The sequence below is a fragment of the Mesorhizobium sp. M7A.F.Ca.CA.004.12.1.1 genome (genome assembly GCF_003997835.1).
Lineage (GTDB): Bacteria > Pseudomonadota > Alphaproteobacteria > Rhizobiales > Rhizobiaceae > Mesorhizobium.
This window is the reverse complement of record NZ_RZRK01000169.1, coordinates 1-9572: the sequence shown is the minus strand read 5'-3', so window position 1 is coordinate 9572 and position 9572 is coordinate 1. Positions and strand designations below refer to the sequence as shown.

Genomic DNA, 9572 nt, shown 5'->3' with positions numbered 1-9572 from the left:
TTGGCGCGGCTCTATTCGCCGGCCGATTTCGGCGTCTTTACGATTTACCTGTCGATCGTGAATATACTCGCCGGGGTCGCGGCATTGCGCTTCGAGGCTTCGCTCTATGGGGTCAAGGGGAGCGCGCGGCGGTAGCCTTTCAGGCGGTCCTGGGCGGCCTGCATCCAGGGCTCGCCGGTGATGGTGGCGATGCGGCGGTGGCCGTGGCTGATCAGATGGCGGGTCGAGCTCTGGCCGCCGGCGATCTCGCTCGGCACCACAGCAGGGAAGGCATAGTCCGCCGTATAGCAGTTGAGCAGGATCACCGGGATGTCGAGACCGTAGAGGTAGTCGGGCGCTGTGATCTCGCGGGTGAAGATGGTCATGTAGATCAGCGCCGAAATGCCCCGCTTGGTCAGCGCTGAAATGGCGCGCGGCTCCATGACGGAATCGCCCAGCGTCTGCGCCACCAGAAGCACGTTGCCGGCATTCCACGAGGCCTGGCGCGCGCCCTCGATGGCGACCACGGCTTCCGGGCTGGTGGCGAGCTGGTCGACGGCGAAGCCGATCACCCCGTCCAGCCCTTCGAAGGCGGGCCCCCCGAAGGCAGGCAACGTCGGGTGGAGGGCTGAGAAGGCGGGCGCGGCGTAGCCGAGCGTGCGCGCGGTTTCGATCACCCGTTCGCGGGTCTGCTGCGACAGCTTGATCCCTGGCGAATTGTTGAGCACGAAGGAAACGGTCGCCTGCGAGCAGCCGGCCGCCCTGGCGATATCGATCATGGTGACGCGGCCCTTGGCGCCCTTGGCCGGCGCTTTGCGCCGCCTCGCCGTGTCGCTGGCCCGATCCGTCGTCTCGCTCATGGCAAATCCCAGTCTGGCAGGCCGGTCAGGCCGGCAAGATGGCGTGACGCCGTCGATTTATAGCGGTAACCCCAAGGTCGTTTATAACTATTAGTATACCAGAGGTCCATCCGCCATGAATCCCCATACAAGCCAAAACCTAAAGGGCGGAAGGCTTGGGTGGCGGGCCGGCGGTGACCACGGCTCGGCGGCGGGCGCACCGCGAAACCCCGGCATTGGCGTGGAACTAATACTGTTTACTAATACAAAAATGCCCTGTACCGTCAATCCGTCGCGTCCGGTCGGTGACGTTCGGGGCGGCGGGAGAGTACGAAAAATGGCCCGGTGGCGAGCGGACCTACCTCCGCAACCCTTGTCTCGGATATGTGATATGTCAGACAAATCGGACTATTTACGAACGAAGGATGAGTCTCTAAGGTCCATGATCGTGGCTGGAACGACGCCATTCTTTCGGTGCCGGGAACCCCTTTGAGGAGGAGGGCGTCCACGCTGCAAACGGCAAATCAGGTCAGTGCCAAAATCAGGTTAATGCAAGATCGGCCGGTCCAACGACTGAGCCAAACGGGAGGTTGAACATGAAATCCTTGATACGAACTGCATCCGTAGCCGCGACCGCGCTGCTGCTTGGCCTGTCGGCCACGGCCATCGCGCGCGCCCAAGACAAGCCGACGCTGGCCTTCGTCGTCAACGGCGCTTCCGATTTCTGGAAGGCCGCCGAAGCCGGCGTCAAGAAGGCGCAGGGCGAACTGCCTGACTACAATCTTGAGCTCAAATATCCCGAGCAGTCCTCGGTCGCCATCCAGCAGCGGCTGATGGACGATCTGGTGACCGCCGGCGTCAAGGGCATCATGGTCTCGGCCGTCGATCCCAAGACCTCGACCGATGGGTTGAACAAGATCGCCTCGGAAACGGCGCTGTTCACCACCGACTCTGACGCACCGCAGACCAAGCGCGTCGCCTATATCGGCTCGTCCAATGTCGATGCCGGCAAGCAGGCGGCCGAAATCGCCAAGAAGGCGATGCCCAATGGCGGCAAGTGCCTCGGCTTCGTCGGCCTGCTCGGCGCCGACAACGCCAAGGAGCGCATCCAGGGCATGAAGGACGGCCTGGCCGGCACCAAGATCGAGCTGATCGACGTGCGCGGCGACGACATCGACCAGGCGCGCGCCAAGAAGAATGTCGAGGACGCGCTGGTCGCCAGCCCCGACGTCACCTGCATGGTCGGCTTCTATTCCTACAACACGCCGCGCATCTATGAAGCGCTGCGCGACGCCGGCAAGCTCGGCTCGATCACCGTCGTCGGCTTCGATGACGATCCGATCACGCTGGGCGGCGTCAAGGAAGGCACCATTGCCGCCACCGTCGTGCAGCAGCCCTTCGAATGGGCCTATCAGGGCATGAAGCTGATGGCTGCCTATCTCAAGGGCGACAAGTCGGGCATCCCGGAAGGCAACCTCATCATCATCCCGACCAAGATCATCGGCAAGGATGACGTCGACGCCTACGCCGCCAATCTGAAGGCGATGTCTGGAAACTGATCGTCGTTAGCGCTGCCCCTCATCCGCCTGCCGGCACCTTCTCCCCGTATAGTGACGGGGAGAAGGGAAGCGCTCCAACGCTGGCAATCCCCCTCTCCCCGTCTCTATACGGGGGTCCGAAGGACGGGCGAGACAAGTGGCTCGCCCCGGAAGGGGTAGGGTGAGGGGCAGCGCGACGCCTCGCTTTTTATTGACGGGTTCGATCAGGCCCGTCAGTCTGCGAGGAGGCCGTTCCGCCAATCGCTGTCAGGCATGATGAACTATTCCGACACATCCATTGCTGCATCCGTGACCGCCCCGTTCCTCAGCCTCGAGAACGTGCGCAAGACCTATCCGGGCGTCGTCGCGCTGGACGGCTTCTCCATGGAGGTCAGGCCGGGCGAGGTCATCGGCCTCGTCGGCGAAAACGGCGCCGGCAAATCGACCTTGATGAAGATCCTCGGCGGCGTCACCACGCCCGACAGCGGCACGATCACGGTCGACGGCACCGCGCATGACAGGCTCTCCGTCGAAGCCAGCCTGGGTTCGGGCATCGCCTTCGTCCACCAGGAACTCAACCTGTTCGAAAATCTCGATGTCGCGGCCAACATCTTCTTCGGCCGCGAGCCGTTGCGCGCCGGGCCGCTGAAGCTCGTCGACCGCGCCAGGCTGCGCACCATGGTGGCGCCGCTTTTGAAGCGCGTCGGCGCCAATTTTTCCGCCGACACCCAAGTTGCGACCCTGTCGCTGGCCCAGCAGCAGATGGTCGAGATCGCCAAGGCGCTGTCGATCGAGGCGCGGCTGGTCATCCTCGACGAGCCGACATCGAGCCTGCCGCTCGCCGAAACCGACAAATTGCTCGACGTCATCAAGGCGCTGAAGGCCGACGGCATCAGCGTCATCTTCATTTCGCACCGCCTGCACGAGGTCGAGCGCGTCGCCGACCGCGTCGTCGTGCTGCGCGACGGCATGCTTGCCGGTACGCTGGGCAAGCACGACATCGGCCACGACCAGATGGTCAAGCTGATGATCGGCCGCATGCTGAAGGAGCGCGAAAAAGCCTCCGAAGCTGCGCGTGCGCCCGGCGCCGTAGCGCTTGCGGCCAAGGCCATCCGCACACCGGCCTATCCCGGCCGGCCGGTCGACCTCGACGTCAGGCGCGGCGAAATCCTCGGTCTTGCCGGCCTTGTCGGTTCCGGCCGCACCGAACTGGCGCGGGTGTTCTTCGGCATCGACTCGAAGCTTGGCGGCGCGCTCGAGCTCGACGGCAAGCCGCTCGCGCTGGCGTCCGCGGCCGACGCTGTCGCGCATGGCATCTTCCTGGTGCCGGAAGACCGCAAGCTCACCGGCATCCTGCTCGACCTGTCGATCGCCCAGAATATTTCGCTGCCCAATCTGCCGGCGCATGCGCGCCGCTCGCTGGTGTCCTCAAGCGCCGAGACCGCCACCGCCGAGAAGCAGAAGAAAGATCTCGGCATCAAGGCACCGTCGGTGCAGACGCGCACCGGCACGCTGTCGGGCGGCAACCAGCAGAAGGTCGTGCTCGGCAAATGGCTGGCCATGAACCCGAAAGTGATGATCCTCGACGAGCCGACGCGCGGCATCGACATCGGCGCCAAGGCGGAAATCTATGGCCTGATGCGCGCATTGGCCGATGCCGGCGTCGCCGTGCTGATGATCTCCTCGGACATGGAAGAGGTGATCGGCGTGTCCGACCGCATCGCCGTCATGCATGAGGGCCAGATCTCGGGTATTCTCGACAAGGACCGGTTCAGCCAGGAAAACGTGCTGCTCCTGGCGGTGGGCAAGCAGCCGAAATAGTTCTTGCCACGGGCCGCGCAAACGCGATCCGCTCAGGCATTGGGGAGAAGACGATGAGCAAGAAAGATCTCGGCCTGCTGATCCTGATCTTGGTGGTCGGGGCGATCGTGGCGATCATCAATCCGCGCTTCCTGTTGCCGATCAACCTCGCCAACACCTCGAACCTGATCGGCCTGTTCGGCATCCTGTCGATCGGCCAGGCCTTCGTCATCATCACCGGCGGCATCGAATTGTCGGTCGGCTCGGTGGTAGCGCTGCTTGGCACGCTGTTCATCGACTTCATCGCCGTGCGTGGCATGGAATGGCCGCTGGCCTTCGTGCTCATCCTGGTGCTTGGCGCCATCATTGGCCTGGCGCATGGCTGGCTGATCACAAGGCTCAAGCTGCAGCCCTTCGTCGTCACGCTGTGCGGCCTGTTGATCTACCGCGGCGTTGCCCGCTTCTACACCGCCGACGGCACCGCGGGTTTTGCCTTCGGCCAGAATTTTCCCGACCTCGAATTCCTCACCGCCGGGCGCTCCTATGGCGTTCCCAACAGCTTCATCGCGCTGATCGTCATCTCGATCGTCATGTGGGTGGTGCTGCACCGCTCGGTGTTCGGCCGCTATCTCTACGCCATCGGCAAGAACGAGGAGGCGGCGAAATATTCCGGCATCCGCACCGGCCGCGTCGTCATCGCCGCCTACGTCATTTGCGGCGTGCTGACGGCGCTGTCGGCGATCTATTTCGCCATGTACACGCGCTCGATCTCTCCGGCCAGCCACGGCCAGTTCTACGAACTCTACGCCATCGCCGCCGCCGTGCTCGGCGGCTTCTCGCTGCGCGGCGGTGAAGGCTCGCTGATCGGCGTCATCCTCGGCACGGTGCTGCTGCAGGAACTGCAGAACCTAGTCAACCTGCTCGGCATCCCGTCCTCGCTCAACTTCGCGGTGATGGGCGGCGTCATCCTCATCGGCGTGCTGGTCGACCAGCAATGGGGCGTGTTCCGGGAACGGCGGCTGATGGTCGACGCCACCCGAAAAAGCGCCGCCGGCGCGGCCGCGGAATAGCGCCTCGCGGCGAATGGCGGGCGATGGCTGCAATTCCTGAACCGTTGACGCTCAGGGCCGGCGCGCTCGAAGCCGAACTGGTGCCGCAAATCGGCGGCAGCCTCAGCGCGCTGCGCTGGCGCGGCATCGATCTCATGCGCAGGCTCTCGGACCATGATCGCGAAGCGGGCAACGTGCTTGGCGTGGCCATGTTCCCGATGATACCCTACGCCAACCGCATCGCCGGAAATACCTTCGAGTTTCGAGCGAAGCGCTGGCGGGTCCAGCCCAACAATCCGCCCGAAGCCATCAACGTGCATGGCAGCGGCTGGAAACACCCCTGGACTGTCACTGCAGCGGGCGACGCCCAGGCAACGCTGTCGCTGGATATCGCAGCCAGCCTCGAACCCTACTCCTATCACGCGACGCAGGCTTTCGTGCTGTCCGAAGAAGGCCTCGACGTGACCATGACACTGACCAACACGGGGCCGGTTTCCATGCCGTTTGGTTTCGGCCTGCATCCTTGGTTCGACCGCGACCCGGACGTCACGCTGCAATTCAAGGCCGCGCGGTTCTATCTGGAGGAACCGCAAGGCATCGCCGGCGATCCGATAGCGCTTGCGCCCGAACTCGACTTCGCCGAGAGCCGGCCTTTACCCGCCGGCTGGCGCAACAATGATTATGGCGGCTGGACGGGTGAGGCGACGCTTCGCTTTCCGGCGCGCGGCGCGGGTTTGCGCATCAAGGCCGATCCGATCTTCAAGCACCTGATGCTGTACGCCGATCCGGCCAAGCCTTACTTTTGCGTCGAACCGCAGACCATGGCATCCGGTGCTTTCAACCGGGGCGGATGGAGCGATCCGGACGAGGGCGCCATCGTGCTCGCCCCAGGTGAAAGTTCGGCCGGCACGGTGTCGCTGATGCCCTTTGCGCTTGGGGCTTAAAGCGCCCATCGCGTGAACGAGGCGTCAGGAGCCGACGATCTAGATCAGGCCCGACATGTCGGAAAAAGCCATCGCCTTGCGCAGCACCTCGGCGAAGCGTTCGCCGGCCGCTTCGCGCGGGCCGCTGTTGTCGATCGAGGTGACGCCGGACCCGGACAGAGTGACATTGGCGCTGCGTGCCAGCCGCGCCAGCACTTCGCCGCGTGACTCGCGGCCGCGCATCGCCAGACGCTCGGCCAGCACTTCAGGCGAGGCGGTGATCTCGACGATGGCCAGATTGGCATAGCGTTCGCGCAAGGAGGGGATGATCGCGCGCGACACATTGGCGACAGCGACACGGCCATTGGCGACGGACCAGTCGACATCGGCGGGGATGCCGTAGCGCAAGCCGTGCGCTTCCCAGGAGATGGCGAAGGCGCCATCGGCTTCGGCCTCGACGAAGGCGGCATCGGCCAGCGTGTCGTGGTCCTCGCTGGCGACATCGCTCGGCCTGGTGATGACGCGGCGGACGAACTCCAGCCGCGTTTCGTCGGCAAAGCGGGCGCGGGCGTAGCCGATCACTGTGTCCTTGCCGGCGCCGCTTGGGCCGACGACGGCGACGAAAACGCCATCGCGGATCGGAAACGTCTCGGCCGACAATTCCCGCTCGATCGACGCCGACACCATCATGCGACCCGGCTTCCCTGCCGCCAGACGGTGCGCACCACCGGGACATGGTCGTCGACGCGCACGCGCACCAGATCGGCGCGGCGGCCCTGTTCGATGACGCCGCGATCGGTCAGGCCAACCGCATCGGCCGGGTTCTTCGAGACCATGGCGACGGCCTGCGGCAGGGAAATGCCTTCGACGACATCGCCGAGGAAGAACGCCGACTGGATCAGGCTGAAGGGAATATAGTCGGATGACAAGATGTCGAGCAGGCCGTCGCTGGCCAGCGTGCGGGCCGAGACATTGCCCGAATGCGAGGCGCCGCGCATAACGTTGGGCGCGCCCATCAGCACGCCCATCCCGGCCTCTTTCGAGGCCCTGGCGGCCTCTTCCGTGGTCGGGAATTCGGCGACGCGCACGCCCTGCTCGATCGCCTCGTCGACATGGCCTGATGTGGCGTCGTCGTGGCTGGCCAGCACGATGCCGCGCTCCTGGCAGGCGGCTGATATCACCGCCCGGTTCGGCGCCGAATTGCGCGCCGATTCGGCCATCCGCTTTTCGCAGAACAGCTTGAAGTCGCGATCGGTCAGCTTCAGCTTGCGCTGGTAATAGTAGGCATAGGTCTCGAGATCGACGAACTGGCGCTGGCCTGGCGCATGGTCCATCAGCGACGCCAGCTTGACCCGCTCGTCGCCGTCGAAATTGGCGAAAGCCCTGAGGCAGTCCGGTGCCGAAACCTCGCAGCGCAGATGGATGAAATGGTCGGCGCGCAGACGGTCCTGCTTCACACTGTCCTCGATCGCGTCGGCCAGCTTGCGGATGTCGGCCGATGTCAGGTCGGCGTCTTCGTCCATGCCGACGCGCAAGGCGTCGAGCACGGTGGTGATGCCGGCGGTCGCCACCTGCGCGTCATGGGCGAGCACGGCGGCGATCGGATTCCAGCGCACCTTGGGCCGCGGCGCGTAGTGGCCTTCGAGATGGTCGGTGTGCAATTCGACCAGCCCGGGAATGATATAGTCGCCGCCCATATCCTCGCCGATGCGGCTGATGCCGGATTCGATGCCGGCGATAAAGCCGTCGCGCAGCACCAGCGAACCCTCGACGATCTCGTCGGCAAGCACGATGCGGGCATTGTGGAGAACAGTCTCGGCGGTCATTTCAGGCAGTCCTTCAGGCGGTTTTTCTGGCCGGGCGGCGCCCGAGCGCGTGATGCGAGAGCACCATGAACGGTGCACCCGGTTCGGTTTCGACAAACAAGGTCAGCGCATCCACCAGCACCTTCTGTTGCAGCACTTCCGCGAACAGGCTGTCGATCGCTGCGCGCAAACGAGGGCTTTCCTGTGACCCCGCCCGGCCCGACAGCGTCATGTGGAAGCGAAAGGTTTCGAAGACATAGGGGTAACCCCATTGGCAGAGATTGCGGAACTCGGCCGGCTTCAGCGAATCCGGGCTGCGCCGCTCGATTTCCGCTTCGCTCAGTGGTGCGCGAAACCGGTCGAAATCGCGCACCACGTCATCGGCGAACCGGTTGAGCGCAGGCACTGGCCCTTCCGGCACCAGTGCGAAGAAGCCGTCGATCTGGCTGACCACGAGACGCGGGATGGTCACCACCGGCGTCGCCTCGGCGAATTGGTCGAGTGCGGCGCGCAGCGAGGCTTCCGTCTCGTCGGCAGCCAGGCGGAAGGGGGCTTTCAGCGTTGCGTGAAAGCCATAGCGGCGCGCCGAAGCGGTGTGGAAAGCGACTTCCGCCGCCGACAGGTCGGCCACCGCTTCGACCGGCCTCGTCGCGGCGCCGAACGCGTCGCGGCCCAGCCAGTCGGCGGCGATCCGCGCCAGAGGCTCGTCCTGCCGGGGGGTGAAATAGAGGGCGTAGCGCATGGAAAGTCCTTGTCAGCTTCGCTGCCATAGGTGATTTCCATGACGAATTGACGAAGCCTTGCTGGCTTTCAGGTAACAAAACGCTGCGGCGGGGTCATTAGCCGACGATTTTTTCGTGCTGGACCAGGGAGCGAGTGCTCACGCAGCGACCGATCAGGCCTTCATCAACCACTCGTGCTCGGGCGCGTTGTGGAATTTCCACGTCCGCTTCGGTCCGGCCATGACGTTGAGATAATAGAGGTCGTAGCCGTGGCAGGCGGCGCAGGGGTGATAGCCCCCGGGCACCAGCACGACATCGCCATCCTCGATCGCCATCGCTTCGTCGAGCGCGCGATGGCCATTCTCGTCGGCATCGGTGTAGACGCGCTGGAAGGCAAAGCCCTGCGGCGGGTTGAGACGGTGATAGTAGGTTTCCTCAAGATAGGATTCAGCGGGCAGATTGTCCCGGTCGTGCTTGTGCGGCGGATAGCTCGACGTGTGGCCGCCGGGCGTGATCACCTCGACCACCAGCAGCGAATCGGCCGGCTTGCCCTCCGGCAATATGTTGGTGACATAGCGTGTGTTGGTGCCCTTGCCGCGCACCTCCTGGCCGAGATCGTCCGGTCCGATGACGCGAACCGGCAGACCGCCGCCAAGGCCCGGCGCCGAGCAGACCGCGAGTTCCAGTCCGGTGTCCGCCGTCACCGACCAATCCGATCCCTCAGGCACATACACCGACCACGGCTTGCCCTCGAAGGGCGACATGCGCTCGCCGAGCAGGCCGAGATCCTTGCCGCCGGCTGAAGCCTTGCCCTTGCCGGTAACGAACACCAGGCAGACTTCGCGATCCTCCGTCTTGCCGGAGACGCTCTCGCCCGGCTTCAGCCGATGCAGGTCGAAACCGACATAGGTCCAGCC

At 64.5% G+C, this 9572-nt stretch carries 8 protein-coding genes and 1 pseudogene; 4 read left to right on the top strand and 5 right to left on the bottom strand.

Annotated elements, in window-relative coordinates; translation table 11 throughout:
- Positions 1–119: 119 nt before the first annotated feature.
- A pseudogene (locus tag EN984_RS11600) lies at positions 120–839 on the bottom strand (LacI family DNA-binding transcriptional regulator); the annotation flags it as partial.
- Positions 840–1414: 575 nt separating this feature from the next.
- Here EN984_RS11600 and EN984_RS11595 point away from each other — a divergent pair.
- From EN984_RS11595 to EN984_RS11580, 4 genes are all read left to right on the top strand, one after another.
- On the top strand, positions 1415–2377 hold the full coding sequence (locus EN984_RS11595) for a sugar-binding protein (RefSeq protein ID WP_127269276.1): 963 nt from the start codon (positions 1415–1417) through the stop codon (positions 2375–2377).
- A gap of 255 nt (positions 2378–2632) precedes the next feature.
- The gene (locus tag EN984_RS11590; protein ID WP_127269277.1) at positions 2633–4177 is read left to right on the top strand and encodes a sugar ABC transporter ATP-binding protein; all 1545 of its coding nucleotides are present in this window, start codon (positions 2633–2635) and stop codon (positions 4175–4177) included.
- A gap of 53 nt (positions 4178–4230) precedes the next feature.
- A complete protein-coding gene (locus EN984_RS11585; protein ID WP_027040007.1) occupies positions 4231–5226 on the top strand; it encodes an ABC transporter permease in 996 nt (331 codons plus the stop codon).
- 23 nt (positions 5227–5249) lie between these two features.
- On the top strand, positions 5250–6149 hold the full coding sequence (locus tag EN984_RS11580; protein ID WP_127271236.1) for an aldose 1-epimerase: 900 nt from the start codon (positions 5250–5252) through the stop codon (positions 6147–6149).
- A gap of 39 nt (positions 6150–6188) precedes the next feature.
- Here EN984_RS11580 and phnN read toward each other — a convergent pair whose 3' ends face one another.
- The 4 genes from phnN to iolB all read right to left on the bottom strand — a co-directional run.
- The gene (gene phnN / locus EN984_RS11575) at positions 6189–6818 is read right to left on the bottom strand and encodes a phosphonate metabolism protein/1,5-bisphosphokinase (PRPP-forming) PhnN (RefSeq protein ID WP_164748922.1); all 630 of its coding nucleotides are present in this window, start codon (positions 6816–6818) and stop codon (positions 6189–6191) included.
- A complete protein-coding gene (locus tag EN984_RS11570) occupies positions 6815–7954 on the bottom strand; it encodes an alpha-D-ribose 1-methylphosphonate 5-triphosphate diphosphatase (RefSeq protein ID WP_127269078.1) in 1140 nt (379 codons plus the stop codon). Before EN984_RS11570 ends, phnN begins: the two co-directional genes overlap by 4 nt.
- 13 nt (positions 7955–7967) lie before the next feature.
- Entirely contained in the window at positions 7968–8675 is a 708-nt protein-coding gene (locus EN984_RS11565; protein WP_127269079.1) for a DUF1045 domain-containing protein, read from the bottom strand.
- Between the two features lie 153 nt (positions 8676–8828).
- The coding region (gene iolB, locus EN984_RS11560; protein ID WP_127383747.1) for a 5-deoxy-glucuronate isomerase at positions 8829–9572 on the bottom strand (744 nt) is incomplete at its 5' end.